A 21,118-nucleotide genomic window follows, 5' to 3' on the forward strand; every position below is an offset into this window, starting at 1 on the left:
GGGGGTTTTTCTTTGACAGCAACAACTTCCCCCTTTGTTAAAGGGGGATTGAGGGGGATTTTCTAACCGATGCGTTGCTGAAATCCTCCCCCGCCCTCCTTTACAAAAGGAGGGAGTTCCTCTTTGACTGCAATAACCTCCCCCTTTGTTAAAGGGGGATTGAGGGGGATTTTCTAACCGATGCGTTGCTGAAATCCTCCCCCGCCCTCCTTTGCAAAAGGAGGGGGTTTTTCTTTGACTGCAATAACCTCCCCCTTTGTTAAAGGGGGATTGAGGGGGATTTTCTAACCGATGCGTTGCTGAAATCCTCCCCCACCCTCCTTTGCAAAAGGAGGGAGTTCCTCTTTGACTGCAATAACCTCCCCCTTTGTTAAAGGGGGATTGAGGGGGATTTTTATTTCTGCTTTCAATATTATCCCCAACTTCTTCACCTGTCCGTTTCTTCACACGCTCGCGCCGTGGTGAACACGGCTTCGCTTCGCACGGCGCAGTTCCGTCCGTGTAACTGTTCAGCTCTGAGGCGTCATTGCGAACCCTGAAAGGGTGAAGCAATCTCTCGTTAAATTTAGAGACTGCTTCATCGCTTCGCTCCTCGCAGTGACGCAATCTCCCGCTTCCTCATTTCAGAAATATCTCAATTAGTTCAATAAATTTTTTTTCCGGTAATCCATAGGTAAAATTCGATGATAAAACTAAAAACAATGTCTCCGTGGTGCGTAATATTAGTTTTCAGTTAAATCCTAGTGACTTAATAAGTCTTATGTGTAAGGCGTCTGCGGAAAATTATTATCAGGCTAAAATAAACCAATGTTAATTTATTTTCTTAATAATTTTTACATTGGCATTACCAAGAAAAGTCAGTTTCTATATTTCCAGATAAATAGAAAGGTTAAGTATACTTTAACACCTAGTCATCTTCTGGGTAATTATGCAAATATTACGAAATTACTATACATATGGAATAATAGGATTTTACGCTGATTTAGTAATGACTAATAAGTTTTGATTAAAACTAAAATATGAAAAAAATAAGATGGTAAAGCGAATGTAAATTTTATTAGCGCAAAGAGTTAAGTTCATTTTGACAAATCAATTTTTTTTGATATACTTCGATAACGTGAGTAATATCGTACAGATATGTAGTTTATTAAATGAGTCTTTGGAACAGAAACACCGTTTGACTAGGGCGTTATAGCCCTTAATCCCTGAAACAGGCATTAAGGGCTTAGAATAAGGGGCATAAAATTAAAGGAGGAAAGTTTATGTCAAAAAGACTTTTATTGCTTGTAATGGCAACATTACTTTGCATGTTCGTCGCTGTCGGCTGCGGCTCAGACGGTTCCGACGGAAAAGACGTTGATCCGGGTACGGTCAATAATCTTCAGGCTACTATCGACAGCCTTCAGGCTCAGCTTGATAACATGACCGCATCTGACAACGCTTCACAGGAGACCATTGAGGCTCTTGAAGCACAGATTGCTGATCTTCTTCAGCAGCTCAATGACACCACAGTTGTTGAGGGCGAACTTACTGTTGAAAACATTGCCGTTGCATCCGATTCTGAGGGTGTAGAAATCTCTTTCAGTGTTAAAGATGCTGCCGGCAAATACATCAACGGTTTCAGAACCGTCTACCGTTCATACTACAACTACGCAGTGGGCGACGGTACAAACATCAGCACTTCCCTTGTTGGAGCAACTCTTGCTAACTCAGGCAATATATACTCCCTTACAATACCTGCTGATAACAATACTGATCTTGCAACCCGTGTGACCGCCAACGAAGCTCTTCGTTACCTTGCGGTTCTTAACGGAACCTTCTCAGGTACTTCCACTTATGTAAACGTTGTGAAAGATTCCGGTGTTGCTACCCGCGACCTTATAAGCGATGCAGCTTGTATGAACTGTCACGGCGACCATATTTTCCGTGCGGGCAAAGCAACTGCGGTTAATCTTGAAGGTGAACTCAGTGAATCTACAAGAGCTTACCACAGATCAACCGTTGGTGTGGTTGCCTGCGTTGTGTGTCACGAAAACTCTGACCCCGGTCACCCCAGAACCAATCTTGATATTTATGTTCACAAAATTCACGCTTCTCATGGAATGCCCGCCGGTATAGGCGATGACAACACTACAGAAGGTGTTGCAAGGGTCAAAGACTCTTACAACTATTCTGTGAGTTATCCTTATGTTGAAGCAGGAACTTCAGATTGTACAGCCTGCCACGACACTGATGCAAAAATAACTGCTGTTACTGCTCAGGCTAACTTCACTTATGATGTCTGCATGAGCTGCCATAAAAACTGGGATTTCTGGACAGATACTCAGGCAAGCGGTACTCTTGATTTCCACAGAGGAATCACTGAGGACAATAAAGCTGAGACAGCAAACCTTTGCGTAACCTGCCACACCGGCGGCGCAGCTCCCACTTTTGCTCAGATCCACAGCGGATATGACGAACTGAGAGAAACTGGCAAAGACTTCAGATACGTAATCGATGAAATCAGAGTTACTGATCCCGTTCTTGGCACTGTTGAAATCGATTGGTATATCGAAAATCCTGCTGATGGTACTAAATACGACCTCAGCCCTGTTGCTGTGACTGATCCCGGCGATGTTATGTTTACTGGCGTGTCTATGTATCTTGCATACGGCACAAAAGACGACTGGACTAACCAAGGAACCGGTGTTGCAGCAGGTCAGCCTTCTACAAGCAGCGTTATTCTGGCTGCTGATCGTACAACTGCTGGCGCAGGCATAGCTACAAGTACTGCTACTATCCCCGCTGGTGTTCTTGCGATAGCTGACAACGTTAAAGGCGCAGTTGTAATTCAGGGTCGTCCCACTCTTATGACTGAAGACGGCACAGTTACTCCCAATGTACCCGGTGTTGTTAAAGCATTCAACTTCGATGATACAGAAGCTACAGAACGCCGTACAGTTGTAGACACTGAAAAATGCCTTGCATGCCACGGCACACTTGCTTTCCACGGCGGAAGCAGAGTTATGTCTGTTGAGCTTTGCACAGTTTGCCACAACCCCAACCTGACAGACAGACAGTACAGAGAGATCTGGGCTGCTGACGTTAACGGTGCGGCTCTTTTTGAAGCCGGAGTAGGTTCAGCAAGCATACTTGACGGTAAAGAGGAAGAAAGCTCAGACCTCAGATACATGCTTCACCGCATCCACTCTGTAACTCAGAATGATGAACCTTATGTTCTCTTCAGAAATACTTCAGGTGGTGGTTCAGGTATCTACATGTTCTACGGTCCCACTATGCCTGCCAACTTTGAAAACACCTACGGCATAGCTTCCGGCTGGAACACTGGTCACATCACTTACCCAAGAGATGCTAAGGACTGCGAAGCTTGCCACAATGCAGGAACTTATGAAGTGCCCGATCAGACAAAAGCCGTAGCGCTTACTATCGGTGAAGGCGTAAGCCCTACTACTCATACAGATGACGTAGTTGTCGGACCTGCTCAGGCTGCATGCACAAGCTGCCACACTGGTGAAATCTCCGACGCAACTTCTATGGGTGCACACACGCTTTCATTCGGTTACAACGGAGCATACGACAAAACTGCTCCCGGTGTTGCTGAGTCTTGCGCAACCTGCCACAGCGATGTTGCAGAAATTCACGAAGATTAATCTAAATTAATCGCAATATAAAAAGCGGAGCTTCGGCTCCGCTTTTTTTTTGCTCCCATGGAAGGGAGCCCGCCGTGCGCAGCGAAGCCGGACGTGTTCGGCGCGAGCGTGTACATCAAACTGACAGGATGTACGGTTTTTTTACTGTCAGGTCAGTTCCATGGAAAGATTTTTTAAAATCCTCCCCCGCCCTCCTTTACGGAAGGAGGGTGCTTTTACTCTTATTCGCAATAGCTTCCCCCTTTGCAAAGGGGGACCAGAGGGGGATTTGAAATAGCTGATTAAAGACTGCCGGCATGAACACAAGAGCAGGATGTACGGTTTTTTACTGTCAGGATAGAGATTGCTTCACTTTGTTCGCAATGACAGTAGCTTACGTCACTGCGAGGAGCAAAGCGACGTGGCAGTCTCAGATCTGAGATTGATGCGCTTTGTTATACGCCTTGATGAAAGCGGCGAGACGTTTGTCGAAATCATTTATATGCGCCACGTACCAGATTTGGCAGAGCTTTGCCAGTTTGTCGTGCAGTTCGTCTGAGGCGCCGTTCTCAATAAGTTCTTTGTAGATTTCAACAAGTTTTTCAGTTAGTTCTCTGTGAGATTTTCTGTGTTCCTTCTGTCTTGCGTATTCCATTTGAGTCATGATGTCGTCTTCGGTTTTGAAGTGGATTTTAACGTATTCCACCAGATAGTTGAGAGTTTTTATCAGATCCTGCGGACTGTGATTGTGCTCGGCGCATTCAAAATATCTGTTTATCCTGCTGAACAGTTCCTTATGCTGGGAGTCTAAAAGCTCATTGTTGGTTTGTATATAGCTTGTCCATTCAATCCGCATTCCGCAACCTCTGCATTAAGATAATGTTATCAGAGGAGAAAATCAATTGTATTCATTCTTTACATATTTGGTGTTTATTTCTTTCTGTGTTGGTTTTGAGGTATTGAACATGAAGTTAAGCGGATTTACCGGAATGCCGTTTATAAGCACTTCGTAGTGCACATGAGGACCAGTGCTGTGACCTGTCGAACCCACCAGAGCTATCCGTTCACCCCTTTGAACGAAGTCGCCTTCCTTTACTGTCAGCCTGCTGTTGTGTCCGTATCTTGTCACAAAACCGTAGCCATGGTCGATTGTAACCAGATTACCGTAGCCCGGTTTGTAACCGGAGAAAATAACTATACCCTTAGCTGACGCACGCACAGGAGAGCCAAAAGACGCTGCTATGTCCAGCCCCTCATGGAAGACAATTCTTCCGGTGAAGGGGGAGAGGCGGAAGTCGAACTTGCTTGAAATCCAGCCTTCAACAGGGGAGCCGGAAGGAGTGGACTGGAAAAGATATTCCTGCTCCTCTATAAAATTCGCAAGCCCTGTAATGCTTTTTATGCGGGAATCCAGTTCCTTGCCAAGAAAATCTGTCATAGGATTCAGCGCATTTGTCTGGTAAATATCCTCCGCAATCTGGTATGGCTGCGAGCTTTCCGCGCCGCCTTCCGGCTGAGGGTCGGAAATCTGCAATCCGGCAAGGGAGGCAGTGCCCATAAGCCTGTTCTGGGTGGAATCGAGCACAGCGGATTTATGTTCAAGCGCTGCTATTACGGGCTCATAAAGCTTAATCTGCTTGGTCAAACGTTTGTTCTCATCTTTCCACTGCAAAAAATGCACCCTGTCCACCGCAAAATCAAAAAGAACGGCAAACACAATCATTGATAACGCAATAAATACAAAAGCCCCCGTCAGAGCCAGCCTTAAGCTGTTCTGGCTGATAGAAAAGCTTTTAACGGAATCGGTGCTTTCGGAACCGAAAATAACAACAGTTTTTTTACTTCTCACAAATCACCTTCCGGTGTAATCATTTATTAAATAATCGTCACATTCGCAGAAAATATTAGAATTCCTGAAAGATACAAGCTATTATTTACTTCCTAATAAAAAAAGACGGAGTTAATATGCTGCGTAAACTCATTTTGCTTCTGGCTGCGGTTCTGGTTTTCGGATGCAGTACACAGAAAGAGGCTGACAAAACTGAAGAGGTCGGGATGAAAAACACAAAAGTATTATTCAGCACAAGCCTAGGTGATTTTGAAGTTGAGCTTTACGATAATGAATCACCGGAGACGGTAAAAAATTTCCTTGGTTATGTTAAATCAAGGTTTTATGACGGAACTGTTTTCCACAGAGTAATCCCCGGGTTCATGGCTCAGGGCGGCGGTTTCACTGAGGATCTTGAGCCTAAAGAGGGGAACGCTCCCATAAAAAATGAGGCATCAAACGGCATTAAAAATGAACGCGGAACAATCGCTATGGCGAGAACCAATGATCCCCACTCCGCTTCATCGCAGTTTTTTATAAACTATACGGATAACTATTTTCTGGATTATGCAGCAGAAACTCCGCAGGGCTGGGGATATGCCGTATTCGGAAAGGTCACTAAGGGGATGGAGATCGTAGACGCTATGGCGGATGTACCCACCGGAAGCGGCGGCTTTTTCAGAAGCGATGTTCCGCAGACTTCTATTGTAATCAAAAAAGTGAAAATGATTAAAAAGAAATAAAACGAAGGAGCTCTCTTAGTTTAAGAGAGCTCTTCAACTACTTAACGCACTCAAACTTTTTCCTTCATAACCTCTTATTATTTCGTAATTTTTATTAAATGATTCTGATTATCTAAATATTTCTGTGGACAAAAAATGAATCATAATATAATAAAGTGTATTAGAGTGGTTATCAGATAATATTCTTTCTTTTTTAGGAATATGATAATAAACATTAAAAATCTATTGTGACAAATACTTATGTAAGGCACTCTTTTCCGGCTTTTAGAAAAGTATTGCCATTAACTACATAATTATTATTTTTAGTTGCAATATATTTGTATTTGAAGACATAATTAGTTTGAATAAGAAGGCTGTAATATTGCTGACTGAAAGTTAAAGGAGCAGGTATATGAATTTTGAAGAGTCGCTCAGGTCGAAAAATCTTAAGGTTACGCCTCAGAGGATGCTTCTGCTCAGCGAGATCAGGGGTAAAGGGCATGTCTGCATTGATGAACTGCACAAGCTTGTCAAAGCGGTTTCCCCTTCCGTTTCTCTCGCAACCATATATAAAAATGTAAACCTACTCGTTGAGGAAGGCTTGCTGAAAGAGATACCTATCGAGGGAGCAAAGCCCGTTTATGAGATTAACGTAGGCGACCATGTTCACTATGTCTGCTCAAAATGCGGCTATGTTGAGGATCTTGAAACGGATTCCTATGAGCTTAAAAAATTCTTCTATGAAAAATACGGAAAATATGTGGACTCTGTGGGTGTCATGATAAAAGGCACATGCAGAAGCTGCTCGGGAATGAATTCATAAAATAAAGAAGGGAACCTTTCGGTTCCCTGTCTTTTCGGGAGGTTGTTTTCTGCTTCTCGTTATAGATATGAACACCACTCCGAGGAATAGTTCAAAAAAAAGTCCGTAATTAAAAGCTGAATCGGCAGTCAGGCTTAAAGCATGCCTGCTTTTTTTGCAGTTCCTTATTTCCCGCTGAAAAGATACTTTTCCAACACACTGAATATGTCTGTTGTTATCTGATCCGGTGTGAGTGCCTCTTTAATTGTTTTCAGGGGCTGCCCGGTCACAATGTTTTTTGTATTGAGATCCATGGGGAAAGGTTCTGTCTCATTTCCGTTTTCATCCATGATAACAAGTATTTTTGGTTTGGTTGAGCTTCCTCTGGAAACTTCGTAAACTATGCCTGTCTCCCCTGATTCCAGCCGGAGAACCGTCCCCACCGGATAAACCCCAAGAAGACTGACGAAAAATTTGACAAGGGTTTCGTTGAAGTGTCTCCCTGACCAGCCGAAAATAAGCTTGATAGCCTGCACGGGAGAGCGCCCTTTGCTGTATGGTCTGTCGGATGTGATAGTGTCGTATGTGTCAGCTATCGCAACTATTTTTGCGTTTTTTGTAATCTGCCTTTCAAGCAGTCCTTCCGGATAGCCTGTTCCGTTTGCCTTCTCATGATGCTGAAGCACAGCCTGAAGAACGCTTTCATTCAGCCCGCCGCATCTTTTCAGCATTTCAAACCCTTTTTCCGCGTGGCTTTTGAGTGTTTCGAGCTCATTGTCCGAGAGTTTGCCGGAATCCTTGTACACGTATTCCGGCAGAATCAGCATGCCTATATCATGCAGAAGCCCCGCCATCCCGAGGTTCTCAAGCTCATAGGTGGGCAAGCCGAGCCTTCGTCCCAGCGCTATGGAAAGTATGCTGACATTTATGGCGTGGTTGACTTCACATTCCAGAGCTTCTTTAACCAGAAGCATGTTCATAAAAACTTCATTTTTATAAAGACATGTGCTGACAAACTCGTCAGTGACGGAGCGTGCGGCGTCAAGATCGGGGAGTGAGCCTGAGGCTATTTTATCAAATATGGATTTAACATTGTCACGGGCGCGCTGCCGGATTTTTTTGGCGAAAATAAGATTGTTCCCCGGGGAGAATACTCCCGGGCGCATATTTTCTTCATCATCAGGTTCGCCTTCCGCTTTTCTGCACGGCGGGCGCAGATCATCCTTCCGAGCCAGACCGAAGTTTTCAAAAGAGAAGTGAAGCCGTTCCTCCTCCGGATCAGCCAGATAAACATAGCCGACTCCCTGACTTTTAAGCTCCTCAATAAAATTAAGGTCTGTAATAACTTGCCCGTAAAAGGGAAAATGCACTCCCTGTTTGTCCAGTCTGGCTATAATCATTCCTTTCTGAATGTCCGATAAAGGAATTCTCTTCACTTAATCACCTATATAAGCGTCTCCCTCTCCCGCCTGTTATATCAGTCCGGATTTAATGGCGTAATTCACCAAAGCGGTGGAGTTGGAGAGATTAAGCTTTTGCAGCATTTTGTTCCTGTGTGTGTCAACGGTATTTTTACTTATTTGGAGTTGTATTGCAATCTCTTTACTTGTTTTTCCTCCAGCAATGTGGCGGAGAATCTCATATTCCCGAACAGTAAGAAGCAGAACGGATTTTGCCCAAGGTTTCATACGCTTTCTGGGCTTTACGCCTTTGAGAGCCTCTGTGAAGGAGTGCACATCGTTCTCAATGTATAAGAAATTTATAATATTAAATTTTTTGAAGTAATATTTCTGGAACGGATTGCTTTTTGAGGTGAGGAGCATGATTGTTGACTGCTGCTCGCCGTTCAGAAAAGGGCGTATACATTCCTCATCGAAGTTGCTGGAAAAAATGTCAAATATCACGAAATCAGGCGTGAAAGTTTTGCCGGAATTTTCAAGCTCTTCTCTGTCTTCGTAACGAAGGGTGAGGCACTTGTGTCCCTGTATGCTGAGTATTTCGTTTATCCATTCAAGGTGAATGGTGTTGTTGCTGATAACAATATAATTTTTCATCCTAACCTCAGTTCGGCAATGCTTAGCTGGCAATATAAAATATCACTATAAATAACGTTTATCATGCGGACGTGAAAATATCGTGAAGGAAAATCAGACTAAGTAAGGTTGGAAAAATATGTAATGGATATATCAGGAATTAATGAAGTAGCCCAAACCTTTAGCACTTTTGATTATGTCTGTGCCAATTTTCTTGCGTAAAAATTTTATGTGGCTTCGTAATGTTTCCTTGGACATATACTCATTGCGCCAGATTTCGGACTCGAATTTCTCGTAGCGGACTATTCTGCCTCTGTTTTCGATCAGGATCTCCATAATGCGGGATTCAATGTTGGTTAAGGGAATTTCCCCTTCACCGGATGAAATGCTTTTGAGTGGAATATTGTAGATGAGACCGTTTTCAAAGCAAATCTGCTCCGGATTTTTCTCTTCAAGCTCACGGACGCACTTATACAGCGCTCCCCGCAGATCCTCCAGCATAACTGGCTTTACCAGATAACGGCTTATATCAAGCTCTATAGCTTGGAGAGTGTACTGTTCGTCAGTGTAAGCAGTTGTGAGTAGTATGCGTAATTCTTTGTCAAAACGGCGTATTTTTGTTACAAGCTGCATTCCGTCAGTGTAGGGCATTTTTATATCAGCTATGAGGATGTCGGGTCTTTTTTCGGTGTAAAGAGCGAAAGCCTCATTTCCGTCGGAGGCGCAGCGAAGGCTTCCGCAAAGCTTTTTCAGTATCATCTCATAGCTTTTGCGTATGCCTTCATCATCCTCCGCATAGAGAACGGAATATTTTCGCAGTTTCTTTTCCAGTTCGTTCATGCAGTTTGACCTCTTGATAACATCAATCCGTGCGTCCTGCCGGATTGTTGAACACGCTCGCGCCTCGCAGAGCAAAGGCTTCGCTTCGCACGGCGCAACTGCGTCCATGGAGTTGTTTTGCTCAAACAGGTTTCACTTTTATATAATCTGCCAAAATTTTTGCGTGGTCAAATGCCAGATCGCTTGGAAGAGCGTCCAGCGGGAAGAATTTTGCCGTTTTAGCGTCGTCTCCCGCTACAGGCTCGGCGTTCGATTCGGTGTAATACACGGCGGAAGCCACATGTCCCCGTTTATCCCTTGAGGGATCGGAATAGATGCCGAGAAGAGTGATAGAATCAGCCTTAATCCCTGTTTCTTCAATGAGTTCCCGCACTGCGGCATCTTCAGTCTTCTCTCCGTATTCAACAAAACCGCCCGGGATCGCCCATCCCTTCGGTTCATATTTTCTTTCAACCAAAAGGACATAATCCCCTTTTCTCACTATAACATCCGCCGCGATTCTAGGGGTGTAAACAAAGATTCTGCCGTATTTGAACTTAAGCGATCTGTAAACGGTTTCGCAGTAGGGAGCGCTTTTTCCGGCGGCTTCCAGACGGCTTATCACAGGCATGAGTATGCCGTCCAGTTCGGGCTGTCTGTTTTTCTGTATGTCTATGAGCATGCTGGTTTTATAATCATCCAGACTGTCCTTGTGGGCGATCAGGGGCATCCACTCCTCTTCGGGAATTTCAACACCTTCCATCCTTGCCGCCGCAAGGGTTTCTTTCACCATTTTCACCATCAGGGAAAAAACCTCAGAGTCTTTCGCCATTTTTCCGCAGGTGCTTTCAAGAAGCGCCGAAAGAGGATTGTAGGCAATATTCCAGATCAGCTTTTTCCACAGGATATATTTCATGCTTTCGGCAATATCGTATTTCAGGTGTGAAGCGGCGAGGATGTCCGCAAAATCTGCTTCTTTTTCTTTGCTCTCGTCGCTGAACGCGCCGAAGGTTATGCTTCCGAAGGCGGAATGCTTCAGCACCCCCGGGGATTCTATCCATACGCCGATGTAAAGGCTTGCGGCGAGAACACGGTCCTTGCCGAAGTATTTTTCAAGCAGAGCAGGGTTCTCAACTCCGTTCTGGAAGGATACCGCGTAACCGTTTTTTTTCAGGTGCTTCACTGCGTCTGCGCACACGGTTTCCGTATCCTGAGACTTCACTGCGCATATTATAACGTCATATTCGCCGGAGAGCTCTCCCGCTGCTTTAACGGGAATAACCGAGTCCCCGTGGATTCTGCTTTTGAAAACAAGCCTGCCTGTTTCCTGCATGGCTTTAAGATGCGCCCCCCTTGCGATGAGCTCCGTGCTGAAGCCTGCCTTCGTGAAGAACGCGCCGTAGTAGCAGCCTATGGCTCCGGCTCCCACTACGGCTATGCGTTTATTTGAAGCTGATTTGTCCATCTTTTAAGACCGCCCTTAAGTTCCTGCGTTTTTTGTATCTGCCGGATATTAGTATATCGGACAGATTGTCTTCTATATGTGTCTGGAGAATACGCTTGATCGGTCTTGCTCCGTAGTTGAAGTTGTAATCCTGCTCAAGGAGAAACTCCTTCACTTTATCATCCAGAACAACCTTTTTCTCGTGCTTTTCCAGCCTCTGGTTGATTTCATCCACCTGAAGATCAATGATCTTGAGGAGATCGCTCTTGCCGAGAGGTTTGAATACTATATGACTGTCAACCCTGTTGAGAAACTCCGGCGAGAAACGGTCACGCAGTTCCTTGAATGCGTTGGATTTGAACCGTTCATAATCTATCTCGAAACTGACCTTGTCTTCCGAGGTACTGAACCCCATGGAGCGTGAATCCAGCGTGAGTTTGGTGCCGAGGTTAGAAGTCATGATCACTACTGTATTTTTGAAGTTCACCATGTGCCCGAGGCTGTCGTGTATGTGTCCTTCGTCCAGAATCTGGAGCAGAATATTCATCACTTCGGGGTGCGCCTTCTCTATTTCATCAAAAAGCACCACAGAGTAGGGTTTTCTGCGTACCTGCTCGGTGAGTTTGCCTCCCTCCTCATAGCCCACATATCCGGGGGGAGCCCCTATGAGTCTGGAAACATTAAACTTTTCCATGAACTCACTCATGTCGATACGGATCAGGGTTCCCGCGGAACCGAAAACTATCTCAGCCAAACGTTTTGCGACTTCCGTCTTGCCCACACCGGTGGGTCCGAGGAATATGAAAGAGCCTAACGGACGGTCGGGGTTATTGAGCCCCGCGAAGCTGCGTTTTATGGAGCGGGCGAGGGCGTCCACTGCCTCATCCTGACCGAGGACGTATTTTTTAATATCCCTGCCTACATTCGCTATGCGTTCCATCTGGTCTTCACGGAGCTTCTGCACGGGGATTCCCGTCATCATCGCCACCACTTCGGATATATGATCCTTGTTGAGGGAAGGCCAGTTCAGGTCAAGCTCCTGAGTCCATTCCCCGAAGAGATTACGGAACTTCCCGCTGAGACGGTCTATGTCTTTCGTGACCTTTTCCACAGAGTCAAAGTCGTTGTCGGCTATCAGCCTGTTGCGTTTGTCCATTGCCGCGTCAAGCTTCAGCTTGACCTCTTTCAGGCTGTCGGGGAGTATATTAACGCTTAGTTTCAGCTTGGAGCTTGCTTCGTCTATCACATCAATGCTTTTGTCCGGCTGAAATTTATCCGTAACGTATCTGTCTGTCAGGTAAACTGTTTCCTTCAGTACTTCATCAGTGATGTAGACCTTGTGGAAGTCTTCGTAATATTTTCTTATTCCTCCGAGGATTTCGATGGTCTCGTCTGCGTTGGGCGGGTTTACGAAGATTGTCTGGAAGCGCCTGTTCAGTGCTCCGTCCTTTTCAAAATGCTTTCTGTATTCCGTGAGCGTTGTCGCGCCGATACACTGAAAAGAGCCTCTGGCGAGAGCGGGTTTGAGCATGTTGGATGCGTCAATGGAGCCTTCCGCCGCCCCTGCGCCGACTATGGTGTGTATTTCATCTATGAAGACTATTATATTCGTCGCCTGTTCGATCTCTTTGATCAGGTTTTTCATCCTTTCCTCAAACTGACCTCTGTATTTGGTTCCTGCGACAAGACTGCCAAGTTCCAGAGATATGAGGCGTTTGTTTTTCAGAAATTCGGGTATGCCGGAGGAGACCATCTCACGGGCGAGACCTTCGACAATGGCTGTTTTGCCCACGCCGGGTTCGCCGATTATCACGGCGTTGTTTTTTATCCTCCGGCAGAGGATCTGGATAAGTCTTTCGATTTCTCCGCTTCTGCCTATCACGGGGTCAAGCTTTCCTTCCTTGGCAAGTTCGGTGAGATCCCGCCCGAACTCGTCCAGAGTGGGGGTGGAGACTGTGGCTCCCTGAATCTTTGTTGAGGAGAGCGCGCGTATTTCCTCCCTCACCGGCGCAAGCTCAAAGCCCAGCTTGCTGAGGAGCATATATGCCTTGCCCCTGCGCTCACGGAGGAGACCGAGGAGGATATGCTCGGTGTTGATGTATTTACTCTCAAGCAGGCGTGCTTCTTCCACCGCTGCCTCAAGCACTGTTTTTCCCATGGGGCTGAAGGGGAGGCTTCCTTTTATCATCAGGTTTCTGCCCTGAACGCTCATTTTTTTGATGTCGTTTATGAGCACGTTGGTGTCGAGCCCGCGTTTATTGAAAATATCTGCGGCGGCGCCAGTCTTCTCTCTGAGGAGCCCCATAAGGATGTGTTCCGTATCTATGGATATTTGAAGGAGCTTTTCCGCGGCCTCTCTGGAGTAGAGAATCACCCGCCTAGCCCTGTCCGTGAAGAGATCAAACATGTGTTTCTGCCCCCTTTGTTTAAATGTATGTTTATAATTATATGGTCTTTAAACACTTCTTTTCAATACTAATATGCCTTCTGTTTCATTTGGGAGCAAAAAAGTCCGTTGACAAATAGTCAGGTGAACGCATAATAAATCATCAGTAATAACGGGGTGCATCTATGGGAAAGGCAAACCTTTTTTCACTAATGCTCGTTGCGGGCGACAGGCCCGGTATAGTAGCGGACGTAACTAAAGTTCTCCTTGAGAACAATTTTAATATCGAAGACTCAAGCTCCACCCTGCTTCAGGGTTTCTTTGCGGCTATATTCATCGTAAGCCATGAAAAGCCCATGACCGAATGCGAGGTGAAGGAACTTTTTGAAGGGCTCCTTGAAAAGAAAGGCGTTTCCGTAAAAGTGCAGAGCATGACGGAAACCGAAGAGGCTCCCGCGGGGGAGCATTATATTATCTCTGTTTACGGTTCGGACAAGCCGGGCATAGTTCATAAGGTGGCTTCGTTCCTCTCTGCGGAAGGGATAAATATCATTGATCTTCAGACGAAGGTCGCGGGCAAGGAAAAATCCCCCATATACATCATGGTTATGGAAGTTGTTCTGCCCGAATATTTCCCTGATAAAACATGGACGGACAAGCTTAAGCAGATCTCAGCCGAGCTGGGCACAGATATACATTTAAGACAGATCGAAACATACGAGTTGTAATATATGGCAGTCAGAGAAGTTCTGGTTTACCCCGATCCGGTTCTGAAAGAGATTTCGGAAGATGTGACGGAGCTGAACGATAAGATAAAGCAGGTCATTGAGGATCTGAAAGATACGATGGAATCATCCTCGCACTCTGTGGGGATAGCCGCACCGCAGATAGGTGAGCTTTACAGGATTATCGCAATCGATCCGGGCAAAAACCCCAAGTGCGGGCAGAGCCACGGCAGGCAGATAATGATCAACCCCGTTATTCTCAAATGGGAGGGCATAACCCCTTTCAGGGAAGGCTGCATGAGCGTTCCCGATTACACAGGGAATGTGAACAGGGCAAGGAAAATCCTTGTGCAGTATATGGATGAGAATCTGGAAGAAAAAGTCATTGAAACCGAAGGCTTTGAGGCGATTCTCATTCAGCACGAATCGGATCACCTCGATGGCGTTCTGTTTATCGACCGTGTTATATCAAGAAGAACGGATCTGTTCCGCAGGAAGAAATATAAGTAAACGCAAACAGTCCCATGGATGGGACTGCGCCGTGCGAAGCGAAGCCGCATTCACTGCGGCGCGAGCGTGTATTCAAAATTTCCATGGATGGCAAATTTTGAATTATAAAGGAAAGGCACTGCGCCGTGCGAAGCGAAGCCGCATTCACTGCGGCGCGAGCGTGTATTCAAAATTTCCATGGATGGCAAATTTTGAATTATAAAGGAAAGGCACTGCGCCGTTGTCATTCTGAACGCCAGTGAAGAATCTCTTATTGAGCATAATATTGAGACTCTTCGCTTTGCTCAGAGTGACGCTGAACAGGGAGAAAAACCGGGGCTGCCGTGCCGCTGTATTCCCCGCATTGACTTAATTTGCGGTCATAGCTGACCTTAGTGAAGCATTCTCTTCTATGGACTATGGCTGAAAGTGTGTTTACACCGCTTTCATTATCTCAGCCAGCCTGCCCGTGAATGCGTCTATGTCCTTCTTTTCCGTTGCGAAGTTAGTCATCAGGCGCACTTCGTTCAGTTCTTCGTTCCAGATATAAAAACCGAATTCTTTGATTATTTCATCGATTGCCCTGCGGGGAATCTGCGCGAAAACAGCGTTTACCTCAGGTTTTCTGCTGAGCTTTACTCCGTCTATCGCCTCCAGCCTGTTTCCGAGATACGCAGCCGTGCTGTTTGCGTGCTCTGCCGCGCGGAGCCACAGATCATCCTCAAACATTCTCTTAAACTGCGCAGCAACAAAGCGGTATTTGGATAAAAGCTGCATGGACTGCTTGCGGATATATTTGAAATTCTCTGCGAGCCGTTTATTGAAAAATACAGCAGCCTCACCGAACATCATCCCCGCCTTTGTTCCGCCGAGGCTCAGGAGATCCACGCCGAGTTCCCCCGAGATCTCCCCAATGGTTTTCCCCATGGCGCAGGCGGCGTTTGTTATCCTTGCCCCGTCCATATGGAGAAACATGCCGTTTTCGTGGGCGACGCGGGCTATCTCCTTAATCTCGTCAACAGTATAGAGGCTGCCCGCCTCCGTAGCCTGAGAGATGGAGACCATGGCGGGCTGGACATTGTGCTCAAAGCCGGAGTAGTGTGCAAACTTCGTGATCTCTTTCGGGTTCAGTTTGCCGTTTTCGGACGGAACAGGAAGCAGTCTGCAAGAGGTAAACCGTTCCGGCGCGCCGCATTCGTCAACGTTGATATGCGCCGTTTCCGGGCATATCACAGCCTGATAAGGCTTCAGTGCGGAGGCTATGAGGGATACATTTGTACCTGTTCCTGTTAGCATGAAGTTAACTTCAGCGTCTCCGAGGTGTTTTTTGAGAACTTCTCTCGCTTCCGCAGTAGTTTGGTCATATCCGTAAGGTCGTGCGAAATCATTATTTTCTGATATTATTGCATCCATGATTTCCGGCAGAATGCCCGCACAGTTGTCGCTGAAAAAGCCTTGATACATTTTCTTAACTCCTTATTGCATATGTAAATTTTAAGAAATACAATTCCATTGTCAACACCTTCTCTATGGGTGTGAATCCCCATTTATTGGTATTTTACGCTGCCGTCAGTAATATTCTCTTGCATAAATAGTTAAATTGGATAAGTATACTCCTATGCACCGATAACCGTTATTGATATATACAATGCACAGCCAAGGTGGGAGATGGAAACTAATTTCAGTTCCGGATTGACTGATTTCGGTATTCTTACTGATTCCGACAGTATAATAATTGTTACCGACAAAAACAGATGCTTTCTTTACGTCAACAAGGAAGCCGAAAAGTTTTTATCCCTTTACGGAAGCGAATTCTGCGGCAGGTTCTCCTCCGAGATTTCTGACTCACTTTCGCCATCATACGTATCCACAAGAAGCATAACTCTTTCTGATCCGCAAAACAATACCCGAACTTTCCGTTTTACACGCATTCCAATGAACGGCAGCGAAGGGAAATATCTCTGCGTTGGCACGGATATAACCGAAAGCACCGCTGAAGAGGAAGGCGCGGAGGGGCTGCCTGATATACTTGAAACAGTTACGGAACATCTTCCTTCCGGTGTGGTGATTCTTGACAGCGGACTCAAGGTAAAGTTCGCTAACGCCGCCGCTGTGGAGATGCTCATATTCGGCAGCCGTGAAAATTGGTTTAACAGAAATATAAAGGAATTTTTTGCGGGGAAGCTTGTCGGCGACATCTGCTTTCTTTATAACTACAACTGCCCGTTTGAAGATCTGCTGAAAACGGGAAAAGCCTTCTATAACGAGCTTTTCTGCTCCGGTAAGGAACGTGAGACGGGATACGTAAGTGTGAGCGCGTCCCTCAGCAGGGACGCCACAGGAAGGGTCAGCGGCATAGTCTGCACTCTTGAGGACTGTACGGATATTACAAAGACGCGTAAGCTGCTGGAAAAAAGCGAAAACAAATACAGGCTTCTCACCGAGTTTTCCCCCATGGGAATTCTTGTGCATGAGAATATGCGCATCACCTACATAAATCCCGCCGGAGCGGAACTTCTCGGCTTTGACAAACCGGAGGACGCGTTCGGGGAGCACATTCTGGATTTTTCTCCGGAGCATGACAAGCAGATGGTTGAGAGCTTTATCGTTGATATGGTGAAAACAATGAAGCCTTCCGTGGGCTTTGAGAGAGCCCTGATAAATAAGCGCGGAAGGGAAATGACCATCAAAATGTCCAGCCAGCCTTACGAAAGCGGAAACGGCGTGGCTGTGCAGAGCGTTTTCAGGGATGTTACTCAGGAAAAAAAGCGCGGCGAAGAGATAATGAAGCTCTCCCTTGTGGTGGAGCAGAGCCCTGTTTCGGTGATAATTACTGATTCATCAGGGCATGTGGAGTATGTGAACCCTGCCTTCTGTGAGATTTCCGGCTACACCGCGGCGGAAATATACGGGAAAAATATCAATATTCTCAAGTCCGGCGTTCATCCTCAGGAATATTATCACAACCTGTGGGAAACCATAAGAGCAGACCGCACGTGGAGCGGCGAGCTTTGCAGCAGGGGAAAATACGGTGATATTTTCTGGGAGCTTTCGACAATAACTCCTGTAAAATGCAGTGAGGGCAGGCTTCTTTTCTACGTTGCTGTGAAGGAAAACATCACAGAGAAGAAGCTCCGTGAGGAAAAGATACGACACATGGCTATGCACGATATTCTCACCGGACTTCCCAACAGGTTTCTCATGCGGGACAGGCTGGAAACAGTGCTCGAAAGGGTGCAGAGATACGGGGAGATGGCGGCGGTTCTGTTCATAGATCTGGACGGGTTTAAAAACGTTAATGACAGCTTCGGTCACAAGGTTGGAGACGATGTGCTGAAAGAGACGGCAAGGCGCATACTCACCAGTATACGCACCGCCGATACCGCCTGCCGCATAGGCGGTGACGAATTTCTTGTGATTTTAAGTAAAATAGAGAACAGGGAAAAAGCCGGAGCCGTGGCACGGCGTATAATAGAGATGGTTGCCCGTCCCTACGGAGCCTGCGGGGATCAGCCGATCCTCGGCGCGAGCATCGGCATCAGTATCATCCCCGATGACGGAACAAACATAGATGAACTGGTCAGCAAAGCTGATTCCGCCATGTATGATGTTAAACACGGCGGAAAAAACGGCTTGGCTTACTTCTTTGATTTTCCCAAATAGTGCTCAAGCTCATAAATGAGCGATTTCAGAACCCTGTCCGCGGCGTTCAGGTCTTCCTCTCTGAACTTGGGCGCCACAGCCTCCACGTTCTCCCTCATAGCCTCATAAACTTCGCTGTAAAGCTCTTCGCCTTTCTTGGTTATTTTAAGGAACTGGGAGCGCTTGTGCCCGGGATTTTTGCCGTATTCCGCATACCCTTCGTCAACTATATCGTTGGCGAGCCTCTGTATATACTGTCTGGAAACTGAGCGCATCTTCGCTATCTGCGGCACTGTCTGCGGACCGTAGAGCTTCAGAATCCTGAGCAGAGCCCAGATCCTTTTGCCCGTTTCGCTGACTGCGCCTATTTTTTTCCCCGCTTCCTGAATTATTCCGAATGCTCTTGCCGCTTCAACTACAAAATCAAGGATAATTTCGGTTTTCTTGTCGTTTGTCATATTTCCTGAAATCATTCATGCCTCCGCTTGGTTAAGGAAATATAATAATCAGAATTTGTAAAATAACAACAAAAATTGACAATCCGATTGCCAGTTTTCGGTGCGTATCGGGCAGAAATTACTAAAAATAGTGTCACATTTATATACAGTGTAATTTTGAAAGGGAATTCATCTGTTTAAAATAGTGTTACATTTATATACAGTATGAATCAGGGGGGGTAATTGGTCTTAATTATTAATTATTTAAATAATCTAAACAATTTGTTTCCGAAACAAAAATAACCCTTGAAATTATTAGCAGCGGTTAATATTGTATTATGACAAAAAGGACAAAACAAGTGTTCTTTTAGGATATGACAGACACAAATCATGTATTCTGATTTACGGAGGTTATCCATGTCACTCTCTCTCAGGTTCAAATTCAGCGTTGTCACCACGCTGTCCGTTCTTATAGCGGTTATTGCTGTGATGCTGCTGGCGGTTTACGAAATAAAACAAATGGGTAAAGCATTTGTTGAAGACACCCGAAGCGATCTTGAAGCTTCCAAGCGTGAAGAACTCAAAACGTATATCGAGATGGCGGTCTCATCCATAGACGATATTTACAACGGTGCAGCGGCTGGCGACGAAGAGGCTAAGAACGCAGCCGGAGAAGTATTGAGAAAATTCAACTTTGATAACGGCAACTATGTATTTGTTACGGATTTCGATTCAAATGTACTTGTGCACCGCGCAAGCCCTGAGCTTGAGGGAAGAAATCTCGGTGATTTGAAAAGCAGCGACGGTAAATATATTTTCCGTGAGATGAGCCGTATAGCCAGAGACGAGAAGCAGGGTTATGCGCTTTACCAGTGGGACAACCCTGAAACAGGCAGAAGCGGAGATAAACTCAGCTATGTCGTGGGTCTTGAAAAGTGGGGCTGGGTTGTAGGTACGGGCTTTTTCATAGATGATATAGGCGAGGAAGTCGGGCGGATCGAACAGTCTGTCTCTGATAATATGTCTTCAATGATCAAGGTTATGGCTGCTGCCGTGGCGGTTCTGCTGATTTTTATGGTTGCAGCGACCTTTCTGGTGGTGAGGGTTCTTACAAAAAGTCTCGGGCAGACAGCAGGAATGCTCAAAGATATTTCTGAGGGTGAAGGAGACCTTACGGTAGCCATCAAGGTAAGCCAGAAGGATGAAGTGGGGCAGGTTGCCGAAAACTTCAACAGATTTATAGAAAAGCTCCGTGAGCTCATAATAACAATCAAACAGAGCTCGGTCAGTGTCGCTTCGGCAAGCTCCCAGCTCGCCTCTGCTTCGGAGGAAATGGCTTCGACATTTCAGGGTCAGTCCTCTCAGGTTTCGAGCGTAGCAGCTGCTACGGAAGAGCTTACTTCATCCTCCAGAGAGGTACTGGACGCTCTTCGTGAAGGAACGGAACGTTCAAAAGAAGCGGTACGGTTTACAGGTGAAGGCAGAAAAAGCCTTAATAAAGCCACGGATGAGATAAACGCGATCAAGGACAAGGTCGGCAGGCTCAGCACTGCAATAGGCAGGCTCTCCAACTCATCTGATGAGATAGGAAGCATTGTCAGCGTGATAGACGATATAGCAGATCAGACCAACCTGCTTGCTCTCAATGCGGCAATAGAAGCAGCCAGAGCAGGCGAAGCGGGAAGAGGCTTTGCAGTGGTGGCGGACGAGGTAAGGAAGCTTGCCGAACGCACCCAGAACGCCACAAGTGAGATAAGCAAAATAATAGGCAGCCTTGTCAGGGAAACCGGCGAAGCGGAAAAAGATATGAAAGAAGCGAGAAGTCAGGTCGACGAGGGCGTTAAGGTCATAGGTGAAACCGGCGCTGTTTTCGGGCAGATCGTGAGCACAATGGAAACAGCGGAGCAGGTGAACGGTATAATAAGCAACGCCGTGCAGGAGCAGACCGCAACGATAATAAGCATAAACGACAACACACAGGCGCTCAGCTCTGGTTTGGAGGAGAGCTCCGTGGCGATGCAGGAGATAACCTACACCATAGCTGATCTCCAGCGGCAGGCGGATGAAATGAGCCAGCTTGTCTCAAGGTTCAGAACTGAGTAATTGCAAATAGAGTTTTCAGCGTATAGAATAATGACCGCCGTCTCTTTTCTCAGAAGGGC

At 46.1% G+C, this 21,118-nt stretch carries 16 protein-coding genes; 7 read left to right on the forward strand and 9 right to left on the reverse strand.

The window, feature by feature from the left end; genetic code table 11:
* The first annotated feature begins 1,262 nt into the window (after positions 1-1,262).
* Positions 1,263-3,650 (forward strand): OmcA/MtrC family decaheme c-type cytochrome, encoded by a 2,388-nt coding sequence (locus EP073_RS03635; protein ID WP_128465813.1) that lies wholly within the window; start codon positions 1,263-1,265, stop codon positions 3,648-3,650.
* A gap of 409 nt (positions 3,651-4,059) precedes the next feature.
* Here EP073_RS03635 and EP073_RS03640 read toward each other — a convergent pair whose 3' ends face one another.
* Together EP073_RS03640 and EP073_RS03645 are read right to left on the reverse strand one after the other, a co-directional pair.
* Complete coding sequence (locus EP073_RS03640; RefSeq protein ID WP_128465814.1) at positions 4,060-4,485, reverse strand: bacteriohemerythrin; 426 nt, start codon at positions 4,483-4,485, stop codon at positions 4,060-4,062.
* 42 nt (positions 4,486-4,527) lie between these two features.
* Positions 4,528-5,478, reverse strand: coding sequence for a M23 family metallopeptidase (locus EP073_RS03645; protein ID WP_241654044.1), 951 nt, complete (start codon positions 5,476-5,478; stop codon positions 4,528-4,530).
* 116 nt (positions 5,479-5,594) lie between these two features.
* On the opposite strand from EP073_RS03645, the gene EP073_RS03650 reads away from it, so the two are divergent.
* Complete coding sequence (locus EP073_RS03650; RefSeq protein WP_128465815.1) at positions 5,595-6,200, forward strand: peptidylprolyl isomerase; 606 nt, start codon at positions 5,595-5,597, stop codon at positions 6,198-6,200.
* Positions 6,201-6,591: 391 nt separating this feature from the next.
* Positions 6,592-7,002 (forward strand): Fur family transcriptional regulator, encoded by a 411-nt coding sequence (locus EP073_RS03655; RefSeq protein ID WP_128465816.1) that lies wholly within the window; start codon positions 6,592-6,594, stop codon positions 7,000-7,002.
* 164 nt (positions 7,003-7,166) lie between these two features.
* Here EP073_RS03655 and EP073_RS03660 read toward each other — a convergent pair whose 3' ends face one another.
* From EP073_RS03660 to EP073_RS03680, 5 genes are all read right to left on the reverse strand, one after another.
* The gene (locus EP073_RS03660; RefSeq protein ID WP_128465817.1) at positions 7,167-8,417 is read right to left on the reverse strand and encodes a cyclic di-GMP phosphodiesterase; all 1,251 of its coding nucleotides are present in this window, start codon (positions 8,415-8,417) and stop codon (positions 7,167-7,169) included.
* 36 nt (positions 8,418-8,453) lie between these two features.
* A complete protein-coding gene (locus EP073_RS03665; protein WP_128465818.1) occupies positions 8,454-9,035 on the reverse strand; it encodes a response regulator transcription factor in 582 nt (193 codons plus the stop codon).
* Between the two features lie 132 nt (positions 9,036-9,167).
* Positions 9,168-9,854 carry a response regulator transcription factor gene (locus EP073_RS03670; RefSeq protein ID WP_164885259.1) on the reverse strand — a complete coding sequence of 229 codons (687 nt, stop codon included), beginning with the start codon at positions 9,852-9,854 and terminating at the stop codon, positions 9,168-9,170.
* A gap of 121 nt (positions 9,855-9,975) precedes the next feature.
* Positions 9,976-11,298 carry a 2-dehydropantoate 2-reductase gene (locus EP073_RS03675; RefSeq protein ID WP_128465820.1) on the reverse strand — a complete coding sequence of 441 codons (1,323 nt, stop codon included), beginning with the start codon at positions 11,296-11,298 and terminating at the stop codon, positions 9,976-9,978.
* Positions 11,276-13,684: an ATP-dependent Clp protease ATP-binding subunit gene (locus EP073_RS03680; protein WP_128465821.1), complete on the reverse strand. Its 2,409-nt coding sequence runs from the start codon at positions 13,682-13,684 to the stop codon at positions 11,276-11,278. The genes EP073_RS03675 and EP073_RS03680 overlap by 23 nt, the downstream gene beginning before the upstream one ends.
* A 164-nt stretch (positions 13,685-13,848) precedes the next feature.
* Between EP073_RS03680 and EP073_RS03685 the strand changes: the two genes are divergently transcribed.
* On the forward strand, positions 13,849-14,391 hold the full coding sequence (locus EP073_RS03685; RefSeq protein ID WP_128465822.1) for a glycine cleavage system transcriptional repressor: 543 nt from the start codon (positions 13,849-13,851) through the stop codon (positions 14,389-14,391).
* Between the two features lie 3 nt (positions 14,392-14,394).
* Positions 14,395-14,898, forward strand: coding sequence for a peptide deformylase (def, locus tag EP073_RS03690; protein WP_128465823.1), 504 nt, complete (start codon positions 14,395-14,397; stop codon positions 14,896-14,898).
* Positions 14,899-15,312: 414 nt separating this feature from the next.
* Here def and EP073_RS03695 read toward each other — a convergent pair whose 3' ends face one another.
* Positions 15,313-16,341, reverse strand: coding sequence for a threonine aldolase family protein (locus EP073_RS03695; protein ID WP_128465824.1), 1,029 nt, complete (start codon positions 16,339-16,341; stop codon positions 15,313-15,315).
* Between the two features lie 204 nt (positions 16,342-16,545).
* On the opposite strand from EP073_RS03695, the gene EP073_RS03700 reads away from it, so the two are divergent.
* Positions 16,546-18,540, forward strand: a complete 1,995-nt coding sequence (locus EP073_RS03700; protein ID WP_128465825.1) for a PAS domain S-box protein — start codon at positions 16,546-16,548, stop codon at positions 18,538-18,540.
* On the opposite strand, the gene EP073_RS03705 is transcribed toward EP073_RS03700, so the two are convergent.
* Positions 18,516-18,992, reverse strand: coding sequence for a MarR family winged helix-turn-helix transcriptional regulator (locus tag EP073_RS03705; protein ID WP_128465826.1), 477 nt, complete (start codon positions 18,990-18,992; stop codon positions 18,516-18,518). The two genes, EP073_RS03700 and EP073_RS03705, sit on opposite strands and share 25 nt — an antisense overlap.
* Positions 18,993-19,373: 381 nt before the next feature.
* Between EP073_RS03705 and EP073_RS03710 the strand changes: the two genes are divergently transcribed.
* Complete coding sequence (locus EP073_RS03710; protein ID WP_164885260.1) at positions 19,374-21,059, forward strand: methyl-accepting chemotaxis protein; 1,686 nt, start codon at positions 19,374-19,376, stop codon at positions 21,057-21,059.
* Positions 21,060-21,118 lie beyond the last annotated feature (59 nt).

This window comes from Geovibrio thiophilus, assembly GCF_004087915.1.
Classification (GTDB): Bacteria; Chrysiogenota; Deferribacteres; order Deferribacterales; family Geovibrionaceae; genus Geovibrio; species Geovibrio thiophilus.